Consider the following 23,584-nt stretch of genomic DNA (forward strand, 5'->3'; position numbering starts at 1 on the left):
ACCGTCCCTGAACGACATCGTTGCCGGACGAACGGGGAACGGCCTGACCATGGCGAACGAGGAGGACTGCCGTGCGGCGCTGGAGCGTGTCGCGGCGCGCCTGGCGGAGGTGGACGCCGACCGGCTCGCCGAGCACGTCGTCGAGCGGACGATCAGCTGTCGCGTCGCCGACCTCGGGGTGGCCTACCGGTCCCGCCTCCACGAGGGCGGCCTCGACCCGTTCGAGATCGACGACGACCCCAAGGCCGCGCAGGTGCGCCTCACCATGGACAGCGACGACCTTGTCGCGATGGCCTACGACGAGCTGAACCCCGCCAAGGCGTGGGCCGCGGGCCGGCTCAAGATCGAGGCGAGCATCTTCGACCTTCTCCGCCTGCGCAAACTCCTCTAGAGGCCGATCGTTTCCAGGGCCTCCGCGAGAGCCTCCCCGGGCGGCGGCGTCTCGGTCTCCCAGGCGGCGGACGCGAGGGCGCGGAGCCCGTCGTAGGGGTCGCCGGATCCGCTGACCGCGAACGTGCCGCCGTCGCGGCGCGCCGTCCAGCCGCCGCACCGGTGCCCGCCGTCCACCCGGACGATCTCCGGATGCGGGACGAGCAGCCCCGTCAGGTCGGGGGCCAGGTAGGTCGGACGCCGTCCCGGCGGGGCGGTGAGGGCCTCCAGGTGGCCGGTGACGCCGGTGAAGACGAGCAGGCTGTCGGCGTCCCCGTTGTGCGCGCCCTCGATGTCGGTGTCGAGGCGGTCGCCGACCACGAGCGGGCGCTTGGCGCCGGTGCGCAGGATCGACTCCTGGTGCAGCGGCCGTTCGGGCTTGCCGGTGACGATCGGCTCGACGCCGGTGGCGGAGCTGATCACGCGGAGGAGCGATCCGTTTCCGGGGTGCGGGGGGCCGTCGCCGCCCGGGATGGTCAGGTCGCCGTTGGAGCCGACGAACAGCGCGCCCATGCTGACCGCCTGCGCCCCCTCGGAGATCAGCCCGTAGCCGAGCTCCGGATGGTAGCCCTGCACTACGGCGGCAGGGCGTCCGGCCGCGGTCGACACCGGACGCAGGCCCTGCTGGTACAGCGCGTGGCGCAGCCCCATGCCGCCCACCACGAGCACGTCCGACCCTGCGGGCAGTCGTTCCGCGAGCAGCCGCGCGGCCGCCTGCGCCGATGTCACGACGTCCTCGGCCCCGGCCGGAACGCCCACGTCGGTGAGCAGCGCCGCGACCGCCGACGGCGTCCGGGACGCGTTGTTGGTCACAAACGCGAGCCGCTGCCCCGCCGCGCGGGCCTTCGCGAGCGACTCCGACGCCGCCGGGACGGGCCTGCGGCCGATGTAGACCACCCCGTCGAGGTCGAGCAGGGCGACGTCGTACGCCTCGCTCAGGGGACGGTCGCTGCCTTTCATCGCGCTCCTCACGCCTGCGATCACAGGGGGTCGTCACTCACTGGTAGGGGACGGCTCAGCGCCGGGCCGCGAGGGTGGCCCTGGCGTGCCGCAGCGCCTTCGCGTAGTCCTGGTTCTCGGGACGCATGGCCGAGGCGAGCGCCAGGTGCTCGACGGCGCCCTCGAAGTCCCCCATGCGGCTGAGGGAGAGCCCGAGCCCGAACCGCGCGTAGTCCTCGGCGGGCTCCGCCTCCACGATCCGGCGGAAGCTCGCGGCCGCCGCGTCGAACCGCCGTGCCCCGAACTGCGCGCGGGCGAGCGCCTCCCGGATGCTGTGCGACTGCGGCTCCGCCTCGGCCGCCCTGGTCAGCAGCTGCAGCGCCGCCGCCGCACTGCCCGACCGCAGCAGTTCCAGGCCCCGCGTGTACCACTCGTAGACCCCGCCTCCCGGCGAGGCCGCATGCTCGCCGGGGTCGTCTCCTGGGGAATCCTCCGGCCGTCCAGGCCCTTGATGGCTCATGTGGACCTCCCCTCGGACATCGATCACCATGACCGTACCCGGCAGGACGCCGGGCGCCCTCCGGTGAATACCATGCCCACCGTGGACGACGACCTCCCCTCCGGGCTCGGGCCTGAGGAGTTCAGCGCCCGGATCTTCGGCGCGGACGGGCCGCGGACGGACGGCGGCCTGGAACTGGCCCCGTTCCGCGGTGTCCGCTTCGTCCCCGAGGTCGCGGGCGACCTGGCCGCGGTGACCATGCCGCCGTACGACCTGATCGACGAGGCGGCGGCAATGCGGCTGCTGGCGGGCGGCGGCCACAACATCGTCCGGCTCAACCTGCCGCGCGCGTCCGGTGAGGGCTACGACGCGGCGGGCCGGCGGCTGCGCCGCTGGCTGGACGAGGGCGCGCTCGCCATCGACCCCGACCCGGCCCTGTACGTCTACGAGGCGGCCCGTGCCGGGACCGTCCTGCAGCGCGGCCTGATCGGCGGGCTGGGGCTGCGTGCGGAGGCCGAGGGCGTCGTGCTGCCGCACGAGAACGTCTTCCCCGGCCCGGTCCGCGACCGGCTCGCGCTGATGACGGCGGCGAACGCCAACCTGGAGCCGATCTTCCTGGTGTACGAGGGCGACGGGGACGCGGCCCGGATCGTCGACGACACCGCCGCCGGGGCCCCGCTGATGGAGTTCGACGCGGACGACGGGCTGACGCACCGGCTGTGGCGCGTCACCGACCCCGCTTCGCACGCACGGGTGGCGGCCGACCTCCGCGGAAAGCAGGCCCTCATCGCGGACGGCCACCACCGCTACGCCACCTACCGCGCCCTTCAGGCACGCCACCGCGCCGCGGGCGATGGCCCAGGCCCGTGGGACGCCGGCCTCGCGCTGCTGGTCGACTCCACTCGGTATCCGCCGCATCTCGGCGCCATCCACCGCGTCCTGCCGGACCTCCGCCCGGACGACGCACTGGACAGAGCACGCAGGGTCTTCCGCGTGACCGGCTTCCCGGCCGAGGACGCCGCGGTCGAGGCGCTCGCCGCCGCGGATGGTCCCGCGTTCCTCCTCGGTGGTGGCGACGCCCTGCATCTGCTCACGGAGCCCGATCCGGAGGCGCTCAGCCGATCCATGCCGTCCGGGCACTCCGCACGGTGGTGCGCGCTCGACACGGCCGTTCTCGACCACCTCCTCATCGGCGGCGTGTGGAACCTCCCGGAGAACGAGAACGCCATCGAGGTGGTGCACGACGACGCGTCCGCCGCCGTCGCCCGCGCACGGCGCACCGGGGGCACGGCCGTGATCCTGAACCCGCTCAAGGTGGCGGACGTACTGGCGATCGCGGGGCAGGGCGAGCGCGTCCCGCGCAAGTCCACCTCGTTCGGCCCCAAGCCCCGCACCGGCCTCGTCCTGCGCCTCCTCGACCCCGAAGGGAACCGATGATCGACAAAGTGGCGTGGATCCGGCTGGAGGACGGCCGTGTCCTCAGCACCCGGTCCCGCGGCAAGGACGTCTACTACCTGCCGGGCGGCAAGCGCGAGCCCGGCGAGTCGGACATGCAGACCCTCTCGCGCGAGATCCGGGAAGAGCTGGCCGTCGACGTCGTGCCGCACACGGTCTTCCATCTCGGTACCTGGGAGGCCCAGGCGGACGGTCACGCCGCCGGCGTCACCGTCCGGATGACCTGCTACACCTCCGACTACACCGGCGTCCTGGAGCCCAGCAGCGAGATCGAGGAGCTGGCCTGGCTCACGCACGCCGACCGGTACCGGGTGTCGCCCGTCGACAAGCTGATCTTCGACGACCTGCGCGCCGACGGCCGCCTCGGCTGAGGGGCCTGGCGGTCCGGGCGGGCCGCCGGGCAGGATGATCGGGTGATGGACACCACGACCACGATCACGCCGCTCGGCGGGGACGTCTACGAGATCGACACGCGGATGGCGGGCTACACCGGCATCACCGCCGGATATCTGATCCTGTCCGACCGGCCGTGCCTGGTGGAGCCGGGCACGTCCGGTTCGGCGCCCGTGGTGCAGGCGGCGCTGCGGGAGATGGGCGTCGGGCAGGACGACCTGGCGAGCGTGGTCGTCACGCACATCCACCTCGACCACGCGGGCGGCGTCGGCGACATCGCGAAGGCGCACCCGCGGGCGGAGATCGTCGTCCACGAGAAGGGCGCGCGGCACCTGGCGGACCCGTCACGGCTCATGCGCAGCGCCCGCATGGTCTACGGGGACGCCCTCGACACGCTGTTCGGCGAGCTGAAGCCGACGGACGCCGCCCGTATCCGGGCCGTCGAGGACACCGGCGTCGTCGACCTCGGCGGCGGGCGGCGGCTGGAGTCGCACTACTCCCCCGGCCACGCCAAGCACCATGTCGGGCTGATGGACTCGCACACCGGCGACCTGTACGTGGGCGACGCCGCCGGCATCTACATCCCCGAGACGGCGGACGTGAAGCCCGCGACGCCGCCACCGGACTTCGACCTCGACACGGCGCTGGCGTCGCTCGGCAGGTTCCGGTCACTGGGCCCGCAGCGGCTCCTGTTCGCGCACTACGGTCCCGTGACCGAGGTGGACGACACACTGGAACGCTCGGCCGAGGAACTGCGGATCTGGGTGGACGCGGTCCGGGACGCCAGGGACCAGGGCCTCGACCTCGACCACGCCGTCGCGATGGTCGCCGACCGCACCAAGGACCGCTACGCCATCACCGGCGACGACGTCGACCCCGAACTGGCCGCCAAGTACGAACTGCTGAACAGCGCCGAAAGCAACGTCGCCGGCATCATGCACGCCCTCGACAGGCACGCCTGAGATTCGGTCAACGGCGGAACGGGCCGGTGACCTCGAACGTGTAGCCATCCGTGCCGCCGATGAATCCGCTCTTGCCGCGCTGCGACGAGAAATACAGGCGCGACCCGTCCGGGCTGAACGCGGGTCCGGTCATCTCCGACTCGTCGTGGCCAACGACGCGCAAGAACGGCGTCACCACCCCGTCCGTCGTGATGAGGTTGATCTCCATGTCATACGCCCACACCCGGTTGTCGCCCTTCGTGGTGAAGTAGCAGATACCGTGGGCCCGCCGCGAAGGCCCGCTGCCACAGCGTGCCCGAGAAGGCGCTCGTGGCGCCGGCGAGAGCCGTGGCGCGCAGGAACGTACGTCGGTTCGGGGACATGACACTCCCAGAGGCGATCACCGCCGGACCGATCCGGCGGCCCCCGAACGGCACGGTCCCGTGAATATCCGAGAAACCTACTCGCCAGTCAAGTACCGGGTGTCATTCCCCTGGCGGGGGCTGCTCCTCGTCCGTCGGCTTCGGCTCCAGGAACACCACCGGCGCCTGTGGAGCGTCGTCTTCCGGTGTGTCCAGCACCTCGGGCTCGGCAGGCTTGAACTCGATATCCGTCGGCGCGGCCCCAGATTCCGTCGTCGCGTCGATCTCAGGCTCGGTGGCCGCCGCGGGCTCAGGCTCGGTGGCCGCCGCGGGCTCGACTTCCGCCGGGGCCGCCGCCTGGGGCTCGTCCGCCGGTTCGTCTTCCGGGAGGGCGTCGTTCTCGGTGTCGTCCTCTTCGGTGTCGAGGATGTGGAGGCCCTCAAGCTCGGCGTACCGTTCGGCGGCGTCGGTGTCGCCGTCGCGGTCGGCCGCGGCGGCGCGTGCGAACCAGTCGGACGCCTCCGCTTCGCGTCCCGCCTCGGCCAGCGCGTCCGCGTAGGCGTAGAACAGCCGCACCGACCACGGGCGGAGCCGCCGGTCCCGGAGTTCCGGGATCTGGAGCGTGACCACGGCCGCGTCGATCTGCCCCAGGTCGCGGCGCACACCCGACTCCACGATGCGGAGCTCGACGCGTCCCATCGGGTCGAGCTTCGCCGCCTCGGGCGATTTGACCAGGTCGAGGGCGCGCTCGGGACGACCGAGACCGCGCTCGCAGTCGGCCATCACCGGCAGGTAGGAGTCGTCGCCGGCGCCGAGCCGACGTGCGGCCCGCAGCTCGGCGAGGGCCTCCGCCCATTCGCCCGCGTGGTACGCCGCGATCCCCGCGGCCTCCCGGACGATCCCGACGCGGGACGCGAGCCTCCGCGCGGCCTTCGCGTGCCGGTAGGACTGCTCCGGCTCCTCCTCGGCGAGCCGCCCCGCCATCACCAGGTGACGGGCGACCTTCGCGGCCAGTTCCTTCGGCAGCGTGCGGAGTTCCACCCGCGCGTCCGCGTCCAGCTCCTCGCCGGTGACGTCGTCCGGCAGTAGCGGATCGTCGTGCTTCGGCGCTGGACGCTCACGCTCCTCGTAGCGTCCGCGCCGGTCCCCGCGGTCGCGGGGCGGCCCGTAGGATCGCCCGCCGCCGTCGTGGGGACGCTTCGGCCCGCCACGGCCCTTGAACCTGTCACGGTCGCCCGGACGCCCTTCGCGCTTCCCTTCGAACCGCCGCCCACCCGGACGCTCTTCGCGGTTGCCCTCGAATCGCCGCCCACCCGGACGGCCCTCACGGTTACCTTCGAACCGCCGCCCACCTGCACGGTCTTCGCGATTACCTTCGAACCGCCGTCCGCCCGGACGCTCTTCGCGGTTGCCCTCAAATCGCCGCCCACCCGGACGGCCCTCACGGTTACCTTCGAACCGCCGCCCACCTGCACGGTCTTCGCGGTTGCCCTCGAACCGCCGCCCACCTGCACGGCGTTCGTCGCGCTCGTCACGCCGACCCTTGAACGGACGGTCCTGCGGTCGTCCCTCGAAGCGCCGCTCGCCCTGGCCGCCACGGGCCTGGGGGCCACCTGGACGCCCTTCGCGGCGCGGCCCACCGCCGCCCTGACCCGCACGTGGTCCCTTCGGACCGGCGGAGCGCCCTTCGCGGCGCTCACCGCCCTGGCCACCGAAGCGCCGCTCTCCCGGCTTGCCCTGGCCCGCGCGGGGGCCGTCGAACCGGCCTCCCCTGCGCTCTCCGCGGGGGCCGCTTGGGCGGCCCTCACGACGGTCTCCAGGACGTCCCTCACGGGATTCGGCGCGTCGATCGTCGGAGCGCTTGAACGGACCGCCGGGCTTGCGGTCGTCGCGCTTACCGCGACCGTCCCGCTCTTTGGAGCCACCAGGACGACCGCGCCCGCCCTGCGGGCCACCGGCACGAGGGGCGCCACCACGAGGGCCACCGCCCTTGCGGGCACCAGGCCCTCCCTGGCCGCCTCCGGCCGTGCCTCCGCGGCGGGCCGGCGTGCCCCGCCGCCCCTTGTCGCCCCGCCGCTCGCGGCTCTCGTCGCCCCGGCCGTCCTCTTCCGCGCTCATCACGTCCGTCACTGTTCTTGATGGTGGTTCGGTGGTCTCTTCAGCCTACTTTGACTGGACCACGACATGCGTCGAGGGCCGCCCCGGAAATCGGGGCGACCCTCGACCAATTCAAGTCCGGCGGTGTCCTACTCTCCCACACAGTCTCCCATGCAGTACCATCGGCGCTGAAGGGCTTAACTTCCGGGTTCGGGATGGGACCGGGTGTTTCCCCCTCGCCAAAACCACCGAACGACCAACCCCCAACACCCCTGCGGGTGCGGGAAGAACTCGTCCGAGCAACCAAGGCTCGATCATTCTATTTATATGCGGGTTCCCGGTTGTTTCCTGGGAACCACACAGGGACGCGAACATCGTCTCGCAGCGAGATGCTTTGAACGTTCAGTGTGTTCAAGCCACTCGGCCTATTAGTACCGGTCGACTCCACACGTCACCGTGCTTCCATCTCCAGCCTATCAACCCGGTCGTCTACCGGGGGCCTTACACCCCACAAAGGGGGTGGGAGAACTCATCTCGAGGAAGGCTTCCCGCTTAGATGCTTTCAGCGGTTATCCCGACCGAACGTAGCCAACCAGCCGTGCCCCTGGCGGGACAACTGGCACACCAGAGGTTCGTCCGTCCCGGTCCTCTCGTACTAGGGACAGACCCTCTCAATTCTCCTACGCGCACAGCGGATAGGGACCGAACTGTCTCGCGACGTTCTAAACCCAGCTCGCGTGCCGCTTTAATGGGCGAACAGCCCAACCCTTGGGACCTACTCCAGCCCCAGGATGCGACGAGCCGACATCGAGGTGCCAAACCATCCCGTCGATATGGACTCTTGGGGAAGATCAGCCTGTTATCCCCGGGGTACCTTTTAGCCGTTGAGCGACACCACTTCCACACGTAGGTGCCGGATCACTAGGCCCTGCTTTCGCACCTGCTCGACACGTCCGTCTCACAGTCAAGCTCCCTTGTGCCCTTGCACTCGCCACCTGATTGCCAACCAGGCTGAGGGAACCTTTGGGCGCCTCCGTTACTCTTTGGGAGGCAACCGCCCCAGTTAAACTACCCACCAGGCACTGTCCCCCACCCGGATACACGGGTGCGGGTTAGACGCTCAAAACGACCAGAGTGGTATTTCACCAATGACTCCACCCAAACTGGCGTCTGGGCTTCACAGTCTCCCACCTATCCTACACAAGACGCTTCAGGCGCCAATGCCAAGCTGTAGTGAAGGTCCCGGGGTCTTTCCGTCCTGCTGCGCGAAACGAGCATCTTTACTCGTACTGCAATTTCGCCGGGCCTGTGGTTGAGACAGCGGGGAAGTCGTTACGCCATTCGTGCAGGTCGGAACTTACCCGACAAGGAATTTCGCTACCTTAGGATGGTTATAGTTACCACCGCCGTTTACCGGCGCTTAGATTCTCAGCTTCGACACCCGAAAGCGTCTAACCGGTCCTCTTAACGTTCCGGCACCGGGCAGGCGTCAGTCCGTATACAGCGTCTTACGACTTCGCACGGACCTGTGTTTTTAGTAAACAGTCGCTTCCCCCTGGCCTCTGCGACCCCACCCAGCTCCCGCCGCAAGGGCGTTCACCAAGCGTGGTCCCCCTTCTCCCAAAGTTACGGGGGCAATTTGCCGAGTTCCTTAACCACAGTTCACCCGATCGCCTTGGTATTCTCTACCTGACCACCTGAGTCGGTTTAGGGTACGGGCCGCCGATACACTCGCTAGAGGCTTTTCTCGACAGCATGGGATCACTCACTTCACCTAAAACGGCTCGGCATCACATCTCACCCTTAAACGGTGCACGGATTTACCTGCACACCGGGCTACATGCTTACCCCAGGACAACCATCGCCTGGGCTGAGCTACCCTCCTGCGTCACCCCATCACTCACCTACTACCCCCTCGGGCCCCACGCTCCCCGCAGAACAGGCCCGAAGGCCCGAACCACGGTTCGGGTGGTTAGCATCAGAGGGTTCAGCGTTGGCGCATACCAGCGGGTACGGGAATATCAACCCGTTGTCCATCGACTACGCCTGTCGGCCTCGCCTTAGGTCCCGACTTACCCTGGGCGGATTAGCCTGCCCCAGGAACCCTTGGTCATCCGGCGCACACGTTTCTCACGTGTGATTCGCTACTCATGCCTGCATTCTCACTCCCACACCCTCCACCCCTGGGTCACCCCGAGGCTTCACCGGACGCAGGACGCTCCCCTACCCATCACACCCAAAAGGATGCAATGCCACGGCTTCGGCGGTGTGCTTGAGCCCCGCTACATTGTCGGCGCGGAATCACTTGACCAGTGAGCTATTACGCACTCTTTCAAGGATGGCTGCTTCTAAGCCAACCTCCTGGTTGTCACAGCAACTCCACATCCTTTCCCACTTAGCACACGCTTAGGGGCCTTAACCGATGATCTGGGCTGTTTCCCTCTCGACTACGAAGCTTATCCCCCGCAGTCTCACTGCCACGCTCTCACTTACCGGCATTCGGAGTTTGGCTGACGTCAGTAACCTTGTAGGGCCCATCAGCCATCCAGTAGCTCTACCTCCGGCAAGAAACACGCAACGCTGCACCTAAATGCATTTCGGGGAGAACCAGCTATCACGGAGTTTGATTGGCCTTTCACCCCTAACCACAGGTCATCCCCCAGGTTTTCAACCCTGGTGGGTTCGGGCCTCCACACCGTCTTACCGGCGCTTCACCCTGCCCATGGCTAGATCACCCCGCTTCGGGTCTACAGCATGCGACTAAAACGCCCTATTCAGACTCGCTTTCGCTACGGCTACCCGCCACCGGTTAACCTCGCCACACACCATAACTCGCAGGCTCATTCTTCAAAAGGCACGCCATCACGAACAAGAGAAACAAGTTCCCCTCGAGGACGCTCTGACGGCTTGTAGGCACACGGTTTCAGGTACTATTTCACGACCCCTCACCGGGGCACTTTTCACCTTTCCCTCACGGTACTAGTCCGCTATCGGTCACCAGGAAGTATTCAGCCTTACCACGTGGTCGTGGCAGATTCACACGGGATTTCACGGGCCCCGTGCTACTCGGGAACACACCCAGAAGCCACTCGAATTTCGTCTACCGGACTCTCACCGTCTACGGTCGGCCATCCCAAGCCGTTCAACTATCCGAGCAGTTTATAACTCCTCGATCCAGCGGCAGCTGGACCCGGATGGTCCCACAACCCCGCACACGCAACGCCTGCCGGCTATCACACGCGCACGGTTTAGGCTCCTCCGCTTTCGCTCACCACTACTCACGGAATCACAATTGTTTTCTCTTCCTGCGGGTACTGAGATGTTTCACTTCCCCGCGTTCCCACCAACCTGCCTATACATTCAGCAGGCGGCGACACCCCATGACGAGTGCCAGGTTTCCCCATTCGGAAATCCCCGGATCAAAGTCTGGTTGCCGACTCCCCGAGGCATATCGCAGGCTCCCACGTCCTTCATCGGCTCCTGATGCCAAGGCATCCACCGTATGCCCTAAAAAACTTGAACACACAAAACGATCAAAACAAATCGCAGACAAACAACAAAACCCCACAAAACCAACCCCCAAAGGGATCAGCCTGCAAGATCTCATCATTCGCCAGAGATGCTCGCGTCCACTGTGCAGTTCTCAAAAAACAACCGGGCCCACCAAAACCACACCCCGATGAAGGAATGTGGTCCTGGTCCCGCGATCCAGAGGCACCCGGGCGAAGCCCGTTCCCTCAGGACCCAACAGCGTGCCCACCAGACCACCCACCCGAACCCGCCGTTCCCACTCCCTTGAAGCCAAAGGCTTCAGGGCGGTACTTGCCGAGCCGCATGAGCGGCGTGATGAATAGCCAGTGCTCCACATCTATGAGCAGCCACCTGACGAACATGCGCCGTCACTGGCGGCCACCGACCTGAGCCTTCCCGGAAAGGGGAAGCAGCTCGGGCCAGCTGTGTGCTCCTTAGAAAGGAGGTGATCCAGCCGCACCTTCCGGTACGGCTACCTTGTTACGACTTCGTCCCAATCGCCGGCCCCACCTTCGACCGCTCCCCCCACACAAGGTGGTTGGGCCACGGGCTTCGGGTGTTGCCGACTTTCGTGACGTGACGGGCGGTGTGTACAAGGCCCGGGAACGTATTCACCGCAGCGTTGCTGATCTGCGATTACTAGCGACTCCGACTTCACGAAGTCGAGTTGCAGACTTCGATCCGAACTGAGACCGGCTTTAAGGGATTCGCTCCACCTCACGGTATCGCAGCCCTCTGTACCGGCCATTGTAGCATGTTTGCAGCCCAAGACATAAGGGGCATGATGACTTGACGTCATCCCCACCTTCCTCCGAGTTGACCCCGGCGGTCTCCCATGAGTCCCCACCATAACGTGCTGGCAACATGGAACGAGGGTTGCGCTCGTTGCGGGACTTAACCCAACATCTCACGACACGAGCTGACGACAGCCATGCACCACCTGTCACCGGCCCAAAAAGGACCCACCATCTCTGATGGTTTTCCGGCAATGTCAAGCCTTGGTAAGGTTCTTCGCGTTGCGTCGAATTAAGCAACATGCTCCGCCGCTTGTGCGGGCCCCCGTCAATTCCTTTGAGTTTTAGCCTTGCGGCCGTACTCCCCAGGCGGGGCGCTTAATGCGTTAGCTACGGCGCGGAATCCGTGGAAGAACCCCACACCTAGCGCCCAACGTTTACGGCGTGGACTACCAGGGTATCTAATCCTGTTCGCTCCCCACGCTTTCGCTCCTCAGCGTCAGTACAGGCCCAGAGAACCGCCTTCGCCACCGGTGTTCCTCCCGATATCTGCGCATTTCACCGCTACACCGGGAATTCCATTCTCCCCTACCTGCCTCTAGTCTGCCCGTATCCACCGCAGACCCACGGTTAAGCCGTGGGCTTTCACGACAGACGCGACAAACCGCCTACGAGCTCTTTACGCCCAATAATTCCGGACAACGCTTGCGCCCTACGTATTACCGCGGCTGCTGGCACGTAGTTAGCCGGCGCTTCTTCTGCAGGTACCGTCACGTTAGCTTCGTCCCTGCTGAAAGAGGTTTACAACCCGAAGGCCGTCATCCCTCACGCGGCGTCGCTGCGTCAGGCTTCCGCCCATTGCGCAATATTCCCCACTGCTGCCTCCCGTAGGAGTCTGGGCCGTGTCTCAGTCCCAGTGTGACCGGTCGCCCTCTCAGGCCGGTTACCCGTCGTCGCCTTGGTAGGCCATCACCCCACCAACAAGCTGATAGGCCGCGAGCCCAACCCTGACCGAAAAACTTTCCACCACCCACCATGCGGAGAATGGTCATATCCGGTATTAGACCCGGTTTCCCAGGCTTATCCCAAAGTCAGGGGCAGGTTGCTCACGTGTTACTCACCCGTTCGCCGCTCGAGTACCCCCGAAGGGGCCTTTCCGCTCGACTTGCATGTGTTAAGCACGCCGCCAGCGTTCGTCCTGAGCCAGGATCAAACTCTCCATCAAGGTCCAACGACCAACCAGGGGGCGAACCCCAGCAGGCCAAACCTCAGGAAACAATCCCAGCACCACGATCCCCCTCACACGAGAAGGACCGCATTGCCTCAAAGAAATCCCCGACCATCCAAAGACGGCCACGGGGCGACCCGGCCAACAAACAGACCGGGCCGATAAAGGCACTGGCTTTTAACACGCTGTTGAGTTCTCAAGAAACGGACACCCACCGCGCTGGATCCGCTTTCGCGTTTCCTGCCCCGGGGCGACTCGTCTTACTTTATCGGATCCGTCCGGGCTGTCAATTTCCGGGCTTCTCCGATACGCCTTTCCAATGCCGTTTGAGCGGCACCTTCCGGGCGGTGGAGCTATTTCATCAGATCCGGCCCGATTGTCAAAATCGAACCTTTCCGACCCACGACCGCACGGCAGGCACGGCAAAGCCGTGTCGGCTGATTCGTCAGTGGTTTCCCCAGTGTCGGTCGGCCGCCATGCGGGCGTCCTGCATCCGTGTGGGGACGAGGGGTTAACTTACGCGCTCGCCGCCCCCACGTCAAATCGACGCTCCGGCGAACGGGTCACCGCAGGTTCTCGCTGATCAGCGGGAACCGCGCCTGCCCTGTCACCATCTATCTACGTGAATCACCCAGTCCATGCAACGGAGGCACGAACATGGCCTACCCACCGCCGACCGCTGGTCCCAGCCCGAGCGCGCCGCCGCCGAACCACCTTCCGTGGGCGATCGCGACGACCATCCTCTGCTGCCTGCCGGCCGGGATCGTGTCCATCGTCTATGCCTCCCAGGTCAATTCCAAGTGGATGGCCGGCGACCACGCCGGCTCGATCAACGCCTCCAACAACGCGAAGACCTGGGCGATCGTGTCCGCGGTCCTCGGCGTGATCGTCGGTGTCATCTACTTCTTCGCGGCCGTGGCCAACGGCGGCTCCTGACCTATGACGGACGAGCGGCGGCCCGCCCTGCCTTCGCCGGGCGGGCCGCTTCCGGGACGAGCGGGCCTCTCCCGTGGCGGGGCGGCCGCGACGGCGTCGCGTTTGCTCCGCCCCGGAGCCGTGCTCCTTCTGACCGTCTCGGCCGTCTCCTACGTAGCCGCGGTCGATCCGAACGAGGCGGGCCACTATCCGACGTGCCCGTTCCTCGCGTTGACGGGGTTCCAGTGCCCTGGTTGCGGATCGATGCGCACGATTCACGCACTGGCCCGTGGTCACGTCCAGGAGGCTTTCGGCCTGAACGTGCTGACCATGGCGATGCTTCCGCTCCTGGCGTTCTTCTGGCTCAGATGGGCGAGGGCCTGCGCCCTGGATCGTCCGGTCCGCACCAAGGTGGCCCATCCGGCCCTTATCTGGCTCCTCTTCGGGACGGTCGTCGCCTTCTGGGTGGTCCGGAACCTGCCGTTCGGATCCTTTCTCGCCGCTTGACCGGTCCGTGATCCGGTCTCGGGAATGCACCACGGTGGCCCTGCGCTCTGACGATCACGACGGGAAGGACTGTTCATGAGCGACAACGGACGCGCCCTCGTACTCGGCGGCGGGGGCGTCGCGGGCATCGCCTGGCTGACGGGCTTCATCGCCGGGCTCGCCGCCGAAGGCACGGACGTCACCGGAGCCGACCTGATGGTGGGCACCTCGGCGGGTTCCGTGGTGGCCGCGCAGATCGGCAGTGGCCTGCCCATCGGGGACCTGTTCGAGCGCCAGGCCGACCCGGCCCTCCAGAACCGCGAGCTCGTCCCGTCCGGGAGCGTGACCATCGCCGATTTCATGGAGATCTGGCAGCGGCTCGCGGAGGCCGACGACGACCCGGCGGCGATCCGCCGCGGCCTCGGAGCCCGGGCCCTGGCCGCCGACACCCTGAGCGAGCCGGAGCGGCGGACGGTGATCGAGGGGCGCCTTCCCGTGCACGAGTGGCCGTCCTGGAAGCTACTGGTGACGGCAGTGAACGCGCTGACCGGGGACCTGCGCGTGTTCGACCGTGACTCGGGCGTCCCACTGGTGGACGCCATAGCGGCGAGCTGTGCGCTGCCGATGATCTGGCCGCCGACGACGATCGGCGGCGTCCGGTATGTGGACGGCGGGATACGGTCGATGAACAACCTCGACCTCGCCGCCGGTCACGAGCGCCTGCTGGTGATCTCTCCGATGGACGACCCTGGTCTGGCGGCGGACATCGCCGTCGTCGAGGGCAAGGGCGGGCGCGTCGAGGTCGTCCGGCCGGACGATGCCTCGCGGACCGCGGCCGGCACCGACCCCCTGTCGCCGGCCACCCGCACCCCGTCCGCCAACGCGGGGCTCGCACAGGGCCGGGCGGCGGCAGGGCGGATCGGCGCCTTCTGGAGCTAGAGGCGGCCCGCCCCCGGGCGGACCGGCGCGGGCCGCAGCCCCCTCAGGCCGGGTCGGTGAACTTCGGCGGGCGCTTCTCGAAGTAGGCGTGGACGGCCTCGACCTGGTTCGGGCCGCCGCGCAGCGCGCCGAGCGTCCGGGACTCTTCGAGGAACTGACCGGCAAGATCGGCGTCCGCCGCCCGGTTGAGCAGGCGCTTGGCGCCGCGCACGGCCTCGGGGCTGTTGCCGGCGATCTCGCCGGCGAGTTCGGTGGCGGCGGCGTGCGGATCGCCGGCGGCGCGGGTGGCCAGGCCGATGCGGACGGCCTCCTCCCCGGAGATCATGCGGCCGGTGAACGTGAGCTCCTTCGCGGCGTCCTCGCCGACGAGGCGGATCAGCGCGGCGGTGCCCGTCATGTCCGGCACGAGACCCCAGCGGATCTCCAGGACCGACAGCTTCGCGTCCGGTGCGACGATCCGGATGTCGGCGCCGAGCGCGATCTGGAGGCCGCCGCCGAGGGCGTGGCCGTGGACGGCGGCGATGACCGGCTGCGGCAGCTCCCGCCAGACGTGCACGGCCTGCTGGCCGAGGTTGGTGATGCGGCCGGGCTCGCGCGCCGTGATGTCGTCGGCCAGCCGCTTGAACCGGGCGGATCCGCCGTCGGGGGCGCCGTCGCCGGCCATGGCGGCGAAGTTGGCGAAGTCCAGGCCGGCGCAGAAGGCGCGCCCCTCCCCCGACAGGACCACGGCCCGGACGGACGGGTCGGCGGCGAGCGCGTCCCCCGTCTCGGCCAGCGCGTCGAACGTGGCCATGTCGAGGGCGTTGAGCTTGCCGGGACGGTTGAGCCGCACGTCGGCGACTCCCTCGTGGACGTTCACCGTGACGCGGTCGGTCATGCCGATGCCCCTCCTCTTCGCGATCGTCTCTGCGGGGACGATTCCATGCGGTGTCCCGCCCGTCGAGGGCGCGGTCAGGTCACCGGGACGATCCGCGCGCCGGTGAGCCGGCCGTCGTGAACGTCGAGCAGGCCGATGGTGCCGTGCGGCTGGCGGCGCCGGTCGGTCGGCGAGCCGGGGTTGAAGATGCGGACGCCGTCGCCCGTCTCGTCCAGCGGGATGTGCGAGTGCCCGAAGACGACGAGGTCCGCGCCGGGGAACCAGCGCCGCATCCGGGCGGTCCGGCCGCGGGCCTGCCCGCTGTCGTGGACCATCGCGACGGCGAGGCCGTCCAGGTCGAGTTCGAGGCGTTCGGGGGCGCCCCACGCGGCGACGTCCGGCCCGTCGTTGTTGCCGAGGACGGCGTGGACGGGCGCGTACTCGGCCAGTTCGTCGAGGACGGACGCGGTGCACACGTCTCCGGCGTGAAGGATCACGTCCGCGTCCCGCAGGTGCTCGGCCACTCGCGGCGGGCACGTCTTCCAGCGGCGCGGCGCGTGGGTGTCGGAGATGGCCACCGCTCTCACGCGTCCCATTGTCCCGCACGGGGCGGAACGGGCCGTAGGCGGATCGGCACAGGCGGCGAGTTCAGGCTTGTCGAGTGGTCACGCGGATGGGCGGACGAACCCGAGTTTGTCCGGGTTCAGGACGGCGTAGATCGCGTGGATCCGGCCGTTGCGGATGTCGAAGAGGGCCAGTTGCTCCTGGCCGTCCACGTGGGTCCATACGGCGGGGGCCCCGTTGGCCTCGACGATCTCGGTGGCGCCGATGCCGTAGCGGGACGAGAGGCCGGCGACGAAGGCGGCCACGTGGTCGCGGCCCTCGACCGGGTGGAGCGCGGCACGGGTGCGGCCGCCACCGTCGTTCCAGGTGACGACGTCCTCGGCGAGCAGGTCGGTGAGGGTGGCGAGGTCGCCGCCGCGCGCCGCGGCCAGGAAGCGGCCGAGCAGTTCGTTGTGGTCGGCGGGCGCCGGATGGAAGCGGTCTCGCCCCTGGGCGAGGCGCGCGGCGGCGCGGCGGTGGTGCTGGCGGCAGGTCGCGGCAGGGACGTCCAGGATGCCGGCGATCTGGTCGTAGGGCAGTTCGAACGCCTCTCGCAGGACGAACACGGCGCGTTCCGGCGGTGACAGCCGCTCCATCAGGTGCAGGGTCGCGTAGGAGAGGGTGTCGGTCATCTCGGCGGTCTCCAGCGGCCCGAACGCCGTGGAGGGGACGGGTTCCGGCAGCCACGGCCCGATGTACGCCTCGCGGGTGACGCGCGCGGAGCGGAGCTGGTCGAGCGCGAGCCGCGACACGATGGTGACGAGGTAGGCGCGCCGGTCCCGGACTTCGGCGGCGTCGGTCCGGGTCCAGCGCAGGAAGGCCTCTTGCACCACGTCCTCGGCGTCCCACATGCTGCCGAGCAGCCGGTAGGCGAGCCCGAGCAGGAGCGGGCGGTGCTCGGCGAAGCCGGTCGCGTCCATGGGACGATCATGCCGCCCGGGCGGTGTCGCCCGGGGACCCGACCCCGTCCTGCCAGGACGCGTACCGGGGGCGCCAGTCGAGCCGGAGGCGGGCGCGGGTGTTGCCGGCGCCGCGCAGCCCGTTCATGAACGCCACGCCCCAGGAGCCGACGGCGAGGCGGGCGAGGGCGGCGGGGGCGCGCTTGGGCGCCGGCGCGTCGAGCATCTCCGCGTACTCGGGAAGGAACTCGCCCATGGTGACGGGGGTGTCGTCGACGACGTTCAGGGCGCCGGTCGCGTCCTTGTCGAGGGCGGCGACGAGGGCGGTGGCGGCGTCGTCGGCGTGGGTGAAGGAGAGGGTGGCGTGGCCGCCGCCGACGACGGGGACCTTTCCGGCTCGGACCTGGGCGGTGAACGATCCGTCGGGTGCATAAGCGGAGCCGGGCCCGTAGAGGTGGCCGAACCGCAGCACGAGGCCCCCGGCTCCGGCGGTCAGCCGTTCCAGTTCCATGAGGGCCCGCAGGACGGGCGCGAACTGCTTGGGCGTGTGGTCGGTCCACAGCGGCGCGTCCTCGTCGGCGAGGCCGCCGGCCGGCTGGTAGGCGTAGGCGAGGCCCTGCGCGAGGACGCGGGTCGCGCCCGCCCTCTCCGCCGCTTCGTAGAGGTTGCGGGTGCCCTCGGTGCGGAGGCGGTTCGTGACGGCGAAGTCACGTGCCAGATGCCGGGGGTCGGGTGCCGCCGGGATGGCGGTGAGCAGGTTGACGACGGCGTCCGGTGCGGCCTCGGCCACCGCGCGGGCGAGGCCGTCCCGGTCGAGGGCGTCGGCGGTGACGATCCTGCCGGTGGCCCGGTCCGCCGAGCGGGCGAGGCCGACCACCTCGTGGCCGACGGCGTCCAGCAGCGGGACGAGCCTGCTTCCGATGACGCCGGTCGACCCCGCGACGAGAACACGCATGACGACTCCCTGGTCCGTCCCGGCGCCGCCGCCGGGAAACGATGCTTCGGCAACAGGACGGGTCAGGTTCTCGCGGCGTGACGTTCCGGGATGTGATTCAGGCCACATGCCGTTTCCAACCGAGTGATTTTGCCACGACGCAATCTGGACACGAGTGGGAAACAACTGTAAGCACGCTGTCATTACACAGTGCTGACCTGCGGAGTTAGGCTCGAATTCCTCGCGTTCGTCCAGGAGGATTCCGGCCGTACGCCCCCGGTCGTTCCGACACGGCGACCCAGCACCGCGAGGGCACAGTGAGGGCGGCCGGGCCCCGGGGAGGATGACCACTCCCTTGCACCGGCCTCGGGGGCCGGCCGCCTCTCCGCGCGCTCTGCCGGGGCTATGAGGTCAGGTAGAGCTTGCGGTCGAAGACCCCCGATCCGGGTGTGCTCTCGCCGCGGGCGATTCCGGCGCCGGTGCCGGTGCCGTTGGACGGGCAAAGCCCGCTGCTTCCCGATTCCCGCACGAGCGTGATGTTGTCAGAACGGCCCTGCGCGTCGTCCTGACCGGGCAGCGGGCGGTTCGGGTTGTCGCGGTTGTAGACGTCGATGACGAGCCCGTCGGTGTTACCCGTCCGGAATCCGTAATAGCAGGTGACGGTGATGCCGAGAACCTTTCCCTCAATCTTGAATCGCAGGTCGCCGTTGATGGAAAGGACGCCGTCGCGTCCGCCTTCGACGGGGTCGTAGGCGACCTGGCCGCTCTTGTCGGCCACGTCGCCGAGGTCGAGATCGGTCGCCGGGGAACTGAGGCCGTTGGACGTCCGGCACGCGCCGATCGACGCGGCGGTCAGTTCGCCGGCACCGGTCGGCACCACGGTTCCCTGCAGTTTCGCGCCGTCGCACGAGCCGGTCACCTTCGCGCCCAGGAAGTTGACGGAGAAGTCGATCGTCCCGACCGTGGAGACCTGCCAGTTGCCGGAGTAGGGCGCTCCGGCGGCGGTCTCCTCGTGGATCGTGGTGGTGGCGGCGGACGCGCCGGTCGCCGTCAGGGCCAGCGTGGCGGACGCGGCCGCGAGCGGCGCGGCCAGCCTGAGGGGAGCCTTCACGGGGGTTTCCTCCTCGGGGAGAGGGATTTGATTTTTTCTACCCGAGTGGCCAGGGAAATCAAGGCCCGATCAGAAAGAGGCTCACATTTTATCGGATTCCGCTAAACGGCGGGGTTCGACTGCTAAGTCGAACGCGATATCGCCGGGCGAGAACAAGCATAAAGCGTAGGGAAATCCGGGGATGGCGCGCGGCCGGGACGGGAGGTACGGACGGAACCCGGCCGCGCGCCTGGCCGGTCAGCGGAACACGGGCTTCATCGCGTACACGCGATTGGGTTTGTTGTAACCGAAGAAGACGCGGGTGCCGCGGCCCGCGGGTGCGACGGCCAGGCCCTCGCTCTCCCCGGTCAGCGGGATCGTGATCGCGTCCAGGATCGTCCCGGCCCGGTCCAGCACGGTGATGGTGTTGTTCGTGTAGTAGAGGACCTTGTCGCCGGCCATCTCCAGGCCCTGCGGGACGCCCTGGTAGCCGAGGTCGAAGGTCGAGCGGACGTTGCCCTTGAGGTCGGTGAACGCGAACACGAACGGGCCCAGGTCGCCCGGTCCCGCGTGGACGAGCAGGCCGTCGCGCCGGTTGTCGACGGCGACCAGGCCCGAGTTGCCGAGGGAGCCGAAGTCGATGGTCCGGACGATCTCCGGCTCGCCGCGCCAGTCGACGACGTTGACCTTGGTCGGGTTGGTCCCGCCGCCGGTGGCGACGTAGAGGCGGCCGTCCCGGTCGCGGACGCTGATCTCGGCGGCATGCCCGACGGCGAGCGGCGCGCTCTCCTTGAGCGTGGTGCCGTCGCGGTCGTACTCGCGGATGACGCCGTTGCCGCCGCCCACGTCGAAGCCGACGTAGAACCGTCCGCGCGCGTAGGCGAGCCCCTGCATGTTGTCGGTGTGGGGGACGTCGAAGACCAGATCGAAGGTGTAGGAGGGTCCGTCGGCCGCGGCGGGCCGGGCCCCGGCCAGGACGGCGGCTCCGGCGAGCGTGGCGGCGCCCGCGTAGCCGAGGACTCCGCGGCGGGTGAGAGCGACCTCGCCGAGTCCGGGTTTCTGCATTCGTGCCTCCTCGTGGTGGGGGTTTCGAGGGGAGGGCTCAGGGGTGCGTCAGCCGGGCGGTCTCCAGCACCTCGGGGTTGGCGCAGTGGACGAGCGGCTCGCCGCGCAGGTGGCGGCCGACGTCGCGGGCGATGATCCGGGCGGCGTTGGCGGCGGTCTGCTTGCTGGCCCCGGCCAGGTGCGGCGTCACGATGATGTTCGGGGTGGTCAGCAGCCGCGACCCGGCCGGGATGGGCTCCTCGGGGAACACGTCGAACGCGGCGCCGAACAGGTGCCCGGACTCGGTGGCGTCGCAGACCGCCTCGTAGTCCAGCAGCGACCCGCGGGCGCAGTTGACGATGATCGAGCCGGGCGCCATCGCGGCGATCTGCTCGGCGCCGATCATGCCGGTGGTCTGCGGTGTCGCGCGGGCGTGCAGGGTGACGATCTGCGCGCGCGCCAGCAGCTCGTCGAGCGTCACCAGCTCGGCGATGTCGGCCAGGTCGCCGAGGTCGTCCAGGTAGGGGTCGTGGACGAGGACGTGGACACCGAGCGCGGCGAGCATCCGGGCGACGCGGCGGCCGACCGCGCCGCAGCCGACGAGCCCGGCGGTGCTGCCGAGGATCTCGATGCCGACGTCGTCGTAGCGGTAGTAGTCGCCGCGCCACTGCCCCGCCATCAGGTCGACGTGCGTCTGGGGGATGCGCCGCACCGCCGCGAGGATCAGCCCGAGGGTGTGCTCGGCGGTCGCGTCGGCGTTGCGCCCGGGGGCGAAGCAGACGGCCACGCCGTGCTCGGTCGCCGCCTCCAGGTTGGCGTTGACGGGCCCGCCGCGGCTGATGCCGAAGAGCCGCAGGTCCGGCGACGCCTCCAGGATCCGCCGGGTCAGCGGCGCCATCTGGGTGACGCAGACCTCGGCGCCGCGCAGCGCCTCGATGAGCTGCTCCTCGGTCCCGGACGCCTCGTCCACCTCGGCGACGCGCCCGAAAGGCTCCACCGGCCACGGCAGCGTGACCTCGGAGAACGCCAGGTCGCCGGGCGCCTCGGCGCGCAGGGCCTCGACGAACAACTCGTTGCGGACGAAAAGGTCACCGGCCGCGAGCACGCGGGTACTCATTCATCGCTCCAGTGGGGTGTTGAACTCCAGGAGGGCGGCGTCGCCGTCCCGGAGCCGTATCTCGGTCAGGGCGCAGTTGCCCAGCGACGGGAACCGCCGCCGGTAGTCCTTGAGCGGCACCCCCAGCAGCCGGCACAGCGCGAGCCGGATCGCCGTGGAGTGCGCGACGACGAGGACGCGGCCGCCGGGGTTGCGCCGGGCGATGTCGTCCAGGCAGCCGGTGTAGCGGCGCGCGGCGGCGACGGGGTCCTCGCCGCCGGGCAGATGTCCGGCGACGGGATCGGCCAGGAACGCGCGCAGCTCGTCGGGGAACTTCCGCTCCATCTCCGCGCGGGTGAGGCCCTCGCCGTGGCCGAAGTCCAGCTCGCGGAGGCGTTCGTCGACGTGCAGCCGCGCGCCGATCGCCTCGGCGGACGGCGCCGCGGTCAGCCGGGCGCGCGACAGGTCCGAGCACCACACCGCGTCGGGGCGGGCCGTCCTCGCCCACGCGGCGAGGAGCCGGGCCTGCTCCAGTCCGCGCGGGGTCAGCGCGACGTCGCTGACCCCGGCGTACCGGTTCTCGGCGTGCCATTCGGTCTCCCCGTGCCGGACGAGGATGAGGCGCGTCATCGGGATGTCCTCTCGCGTGCGTGCGCGGCGGTCTCGGCGGGCAGCCAGCCGCGGCTCTCCAGCTCACCGACCAGGCGCAGGTAGGGGGCGTCGAAGACGCCGGCCCTGTCCGGGCGCGGGTCGATGACGGTCCGGACGTCGACCATCCGCCCGGCGACCTCGGCGACGTCCCGGCCGGGCGAGGCGGCGAGGACGGCGGCGCCGAGCGCGGAGCCCGCGTGCCGGGGCAGGACGACCGGGCGGCCGAGGATGTCGGCGCGCAGCCGGCACCAGTACTCGCTCCGCGCGGCCCCGCCCGTCAGCGTCAGGTCGCCGTCGGTCGGCGCGCCGAGGAGGTCGAGGTGGTCGAAGCAGAGCCGCTCCAGGTAGCCGACGCCCTGCAGGACGGCGGCGAAGTCGTCGGCCTCGTCGCCCGTCCCGTCCAGCCGGAACCCGCGGGCGTCGGGTGCGAGGAACGGGAACCGCTCCCCCGCCGGGACGAGCGGGTAGGCGAGCGCCGTCGCCGGCTCGTGGCCCGCCGCGCGCCGGTCCAGGTCGGCCAGGTCGCGGCCGGGGAAGTCGCGTGCGATGGCGCCGGCGCCGGTGCTGGACGCACCGCCGGGCAGCCATCTGCCGTCCGGCGCCTTGTGGGAGTAGACGACGCCGAACGGGTCCTGGACGAGGTCGTCGGTGACGCCTTTGAGGACGAGCGTCGTGCCGAGCACGGAGTTCCAGGAGCCGACGGTCAGCCGTCCGGTGCCGAGCTGGGCGGCGCACCCGTCGGTGGCGCCCGCGATGACCGGCGTCCCTTCCGGGATTCCGGTAGCTTCGGCGGCGCGCGCGCAGACCGTCCCCAGGGGCGTGCCGGACCGTTCCAGCGGCGGCAGCAGACCGGCCGGGACGCCCAGCGCGTCGAGAGCGTCCTCCGGCCATGCCTCGGCGATGAGGTCGGCTCCGGTCTTCAGCGCGTTGCTGAGGTCGGCGGCGACCGGATGACCGGTCAGCCTCCGGTTGACGAAGTCGGCCTGGTGGGCGAGCCGGGCCCCGTCGCGCGCATGGTGCTCCAGGAGCCACAGCAGCTTCGGCAGCGCCCAGGCGGGCTGCATGCGCTGGTATCCGAGCTTGCGCCACACCTCGCCGCCGGCGTCGTTCACCCGCTGGACGTGCTCCGCCGCCCGCGTGTCGTCGTACATGAGCGCCTGGGTCAGCGGCCGTCCGGCGTCGTCGGTGAGCAGGACGGTCCCGGACGTCCCGTCGACGGCCACGGCCTGGACCGCCTGGGCCGGGACGTCCCGCAGGGCCTGCCGGCAGGCGGCGCCCACCGCCGTCCACCAGTCCTCCGGGTCCTGCTCGTGCCGGGGCCCGTCCCGCCGGCCGGTCAGCGGATGGCCGCCGCTCCCGGCCACGTCGCCCGAGGCGGTGACGGCCACCGCCCGCACGCCCTGCGTCCCCAGGTCGACGCCGACCCATACGGCCTCGACATCGGACACGGAATCGGACACGGC

General features: G+C 69.3%; 21 protein-coding genes and 3 rRNA genes. 8 read left to right on the forward strand and 16 right to left on the reverse strand.

Annotation, left to right across the window (positions count from 1 at the left end):
• The first annotated feature begins 49 nt into the window (after positions 1-49).
• Positions 50-391 carry an SCP2 sterol-binding domain-containing protein gene (locus tag ACQPXG_RS25535; RefSeq protein WP_433461640.1) on the forward strand — a complete coding sequence of 114 codons (342 nt, stop codon included), beginning with the start codon at positions 50-52 and terminating at the stop codon, positions 389-391.
• Here ACQPXG_RS25535 and ACQPXG_RS25540 read toward each other — a convergent pair.
• Both ACQPXG_RS25540 and ACQPXG_RS25545 read right to left on the reverse strand, forming a co-directional pair.
• A complete protein-coding gene (locus ACQPXG_RS25540; RefSeq protein WP_433461641.1) occupies positions 388-1,389 on the reverse strand; it encodes an HAD-IIA family hydrolase in 1,002 nt (333 codons plus the stop codon). The two genes, ACQPXG_RS25535 and ACQPXG_RS25540, sit on opposite strands and share 4 nt — an antisense overlap.
• Before the next feature lie 55 nt (positions 1,390-1,444).
• Complete coding sequence (locus ACQPXG_RS25545) at positions 1,445-1,888, reverse strand: tetratricopeptide repeat protein (protein ID WP_433461642.1); 444 nt, start codon at positions 1,886-1,888, stop codon at positions 1,445-1,447.
• Between the two features lie 72 nt (positions 1,889-1,960).
• Here ACQPXG_RS25545 and ACQPXG_RS25550 point away from each other — a divergent pair, with 72 nt between their 5' ends.
• The 3 genes from ACQPXG_RS25550 to ACQPXG_RS25560 are packed head-to-tail and all read left to right on the forward strand — an operon-like array spanning position 1,961 to position 4,677.
• Positions 1,961-3,304, forward strand: coding sequence for a DUF1015 family protein (locus tag ACQPXG_RS25550; RefSeq protein WP_433461643.1), 1,344 nt, complete (start codon positions 1,961-1,963; stop codon positions 3,302-3,304).
• Positions 3,301-3,693 carry an NUDIX hydrolase gene (locus ACQPXG_RS25555; RefSeq protein ID WP_433461644.1) on the forward strand — a complete coding sequence of 131 codons (393 nt, stop codon included), beginning with the start codon at positions 3,301-3,303 and terminating at the stop codon, positions 3,691-3,693. The genes ACQPXG_RS25550 and ACQPXG_RS25555 overlap by 4 nt, the downstream gene beginning before the upstream one ends.
• Positions 3,694-3,738: 45 nt before the next feature.
• The gene (locus ACQPXG_RS25560; RefSeq protein ID WP_433461645.1) at positions 3,739-4,677 is read left to right on the forward strand and encodes an MBL fold metallo-hydrolase; all 939 of its coding nucleotides are present in this window, start codon (positions 3,739-3,741) and stop codon (positions 4,675-4,677) included.
• 7 nt (positions 4,678-4,684) lie between these two features.
• Here ACQPXG_RS25560 and ACQPXG_RS25565 read toward each other — a convergent pair whose 3' ends face one another.
• Positions 4,685-4,885: a hypothetical protein gene (locus tag ACQPXG_RS25565; RefSeq protein WP_433461646.1), complete on the reverse strand. Its 201-nt coding sequence runs from the start codon at positions 4,883-4,885 to the stop codon at positions 4,685-4,687.
• A 256-nt stretch (positions 4,886-5,141) separates the two neighbouring features.
• Positions 5,142-6,059, reverse strand: a complete 918-nt coding sequence (locus tag ACQPXG_RS25570; protein WP_433461647.1) for a hypothetical protein — start codon at positions 6,057-6,059, stop codon at positions 5,142-5,144.
• A gap of 57 nt (positions 6,060-6,116) precedes the next feature.
• Here ACQPXG_RS25570 and ACQPXG_RS25575 point away from each other — a divergent pair, with 57 nt between their 5' ends.
• On the forward strand, positions 6,117-7,157 hold the full coding sequence (locus ACQPXG_RS25575; RefSeq protein ID WP_433461648.1) for a hypothetical protein: 1,041 nt from the start codon (positions 6,117-6,119) through the stop codon (positions 7,155-7,157).
• A 94-nt stretch (positions 7,158-7,251) separates the two neighbouring features.
• Here ACQPXG_RS25575 and rrf read toward each other — a convergent pair.
• The 3 genes from rrf to ACQPXG_RS25590 all read right to left on the reverse strand — a co-directional run bounded on the left by rrf (position 7,252) and on the right by ACQPXG_RS25590 (position 12,605).
• Positions 7,252-7,368: ribosomal RNA gene (gene rrf / locus ACQPXG_RS25580) — 5S ribosomal RNA — on the reverse strand.
• 154 nt (positions 7,369-7,522) lie between these two features.
• Positions 7,523-10,637, reverse strand: a 23S ribosomal RNA gene (locus ACQPXG_RS25585).
• A 447-nt stretch (positions 10,638-11,084) separates the two neighbouring features.
• A 16S ribosomal RNA gene (locus ACQPXG_RS25590) occupies positions 11,085-12,605 on the reverse strand.
• Together the 16S, 23S and 5S rRNA genes form the textbook arrangement of a ribosomal RNA operon.
• Before the next feature lie 660 nt (positions 12,606-13,265).
• Here ACQPXG_RS25590 and ACQPXG_RS25595 point away from each other — a divergent pair.
• The 3 genes from ACQPXG_RS25595 to ACQPXG_RS25605 all read left to right on the forward strand — a co-directional run bounded on the left by ACQPXG_RS25595 (position 13,266) and on the right by ACQPXG_RS25605 (position 14,948).
• Positions 13,266-13,544 carry a CD225/dispanin family protein gene (locus tag ACQPXG_RS25595; protein ID WP_433461649.1) on the forward strand — a complete coding sequence of 93 codons (279 nt, stop codon included), beginning with the start codon at positions 13,266-13,268 and terminating at the stop codon, positions 13,542-13,544.
• Between the two features lie 3 nt (positions 13,545-13,547).
• Positions 13,548-14,030 (forward strand): DUF2752 domain-containing protein, encoded by a 483-nt coding sequence (locus ACQPXG_RS25600; RefSeq protein ID WP_433461650.1) that lies wholly within the window; start codon positions 13,548-13,550, stop codon positions 14,028-14,030.
• 75 nt (positions 14,031-14,105) lie between these two features.
• Positions 14,106-14,948 (forward strand): patatin-like phospholipase family protein, encoded by an 843-nt coding sequence (locus tag ACQPXG_RS25605; RefSeq protein ID WP_433461651.1) that lies wholly within the window; start codon positions 14,106-14,108, stop codon positions 14,946-14,948.
• A 43-nt stretch (positions 14,949-14,991) separates the two neighbouring features.
• Here ACQPXG_RS25605 and ACQPXG_RS25610 read toward each other — a convergent pair whose 3' ends face one another.
• The 9 genes from ACQPXG_RS25610 to ACQPXG_RS25650 all read right to left on the reverse strand — a co-directional run bounded on the left by ACQPXG_RS25610 (position 14,992) and on the right by ACQPXG_RS25650 (position 23,581).
• On the reverse strand, positions 14,992-15,825 hold the full coding sequence (locus tag ACQPXG_RS25610; protein WP_433461652.1) for a crotonase/enoyl-CoA hydratase family protein: 834 nt from the start codon (positions 15,823-15,825) through the stop codon (positions 14,992-14,994).
• Between the two features lie 74 nt (positions 15,826-15,899).
• Positions 15,900-16,400 carry a metallophosphoesterase family protein gene (locus ACQPXG_RS25615; RefSeq protein WP_433461653.1) on the reverse strand — a complete coding sequence of 167 codons (501 nt, stop codon included), beginning with the start codon at positions 16,398-16,400 and terminating at the stop codon, positions 15,900-15,902.
• 69 nt (positions 16,401-16,469) lie between these two features.
• Positions 16,470-17,327, reverse strand: a complete 858-nt coding sequence (locus tag ACQPXG_RS25620; RefSeq protein ID WP_433461654.1) for an RNA polymerase sigma-70 factor — start codon at positions 17,325-17,327, stop codon at positions 16,470-16,472.
• 7 nt (positions 17,328-17,334) lie between these two features.
• A complete protein-coding gene (locus ACQPXG_RS25625; protein ID WP_433461655.1) occupies positions 17,335-18,261 on the reverse strand; it encodes an NAD-dependent epimerase/dehydratase family protein in 927 nt (308 codons plus the stop codon).
• A 382-nt stretch (positions 18,262-18,643) separates the two neighbouring features.
• The gene (locus ACQPXG_RS25630) at positions 18,644-19,351 is read right to left on the reverse strand and encodes a hypothetical protein (protein WP_433461656.1); all 708 of its coding nucleotides are present in this window, start codon (positions 19,349-19,351) and stop codon (positions 18,644-18,646) included.
• 237 nt (positions 19,352-19,588) lie between these two features.
• A complete protein-coding gene (locus ACQPXG_RS25635) occupies positions 19,589-20,395 on the reverse strand; it encodes a hypothetical protein (RefSeq protein ID WP_433461657.1) in 807 nt (268 codons plus the stop codon).
• Between the two features lie 37 nt (positions 20,396-20,432).
• Positions 20,433-21,491, reverse strand: a complete 1,059-nt coding sequence (locus ACQPXG_RS25640) for a 2-hydroxyacid dehydrogenase (protein ID WP_433461658.1) — start codon at positions 21,489-21,491, stop codon at positions 20,433-20,435.
• Positions 21,492-22,100 carry a histidine phosphatase family protein gene (locus ACQPXG_RS25645; RefSeq protein ID WP_433461659.1) on the reverse strand — a complete coding sequence of 203 codons (609 nt, stop codon included), beginning with the start codon at positions 22,098-22,100 and terminating at the stop codon, positions 21,492-21,494.
• Positions 22,097-23,581, reverse strand: a complete 1,485-nt coding sequence (locus ACQPXG_RS25650) for an FGGY-family carbohydrate kinase (RefSeq protein WP_433461660.1) — start codon at positions 23,579-23,581, stop codon at positions 22,097-22,099. Before ACQPXG_RS25650 ends, ACQPXG_RS25645 begins: the two co-directional genes overlap by 4 nt.
• Positions 23,582-23,584 lie beyond the last annotated feature (3 nt).

Origin of the sequence: Spirillospora sp. CA-128828, assembly GCF_050945415.1 — a bacterium.
Taxonomy (GTDB): Bacteria; Actinomycetota; Actinomycetes; order Streptosporangiales; family Streptosporangiaceae; genus Spirillospora.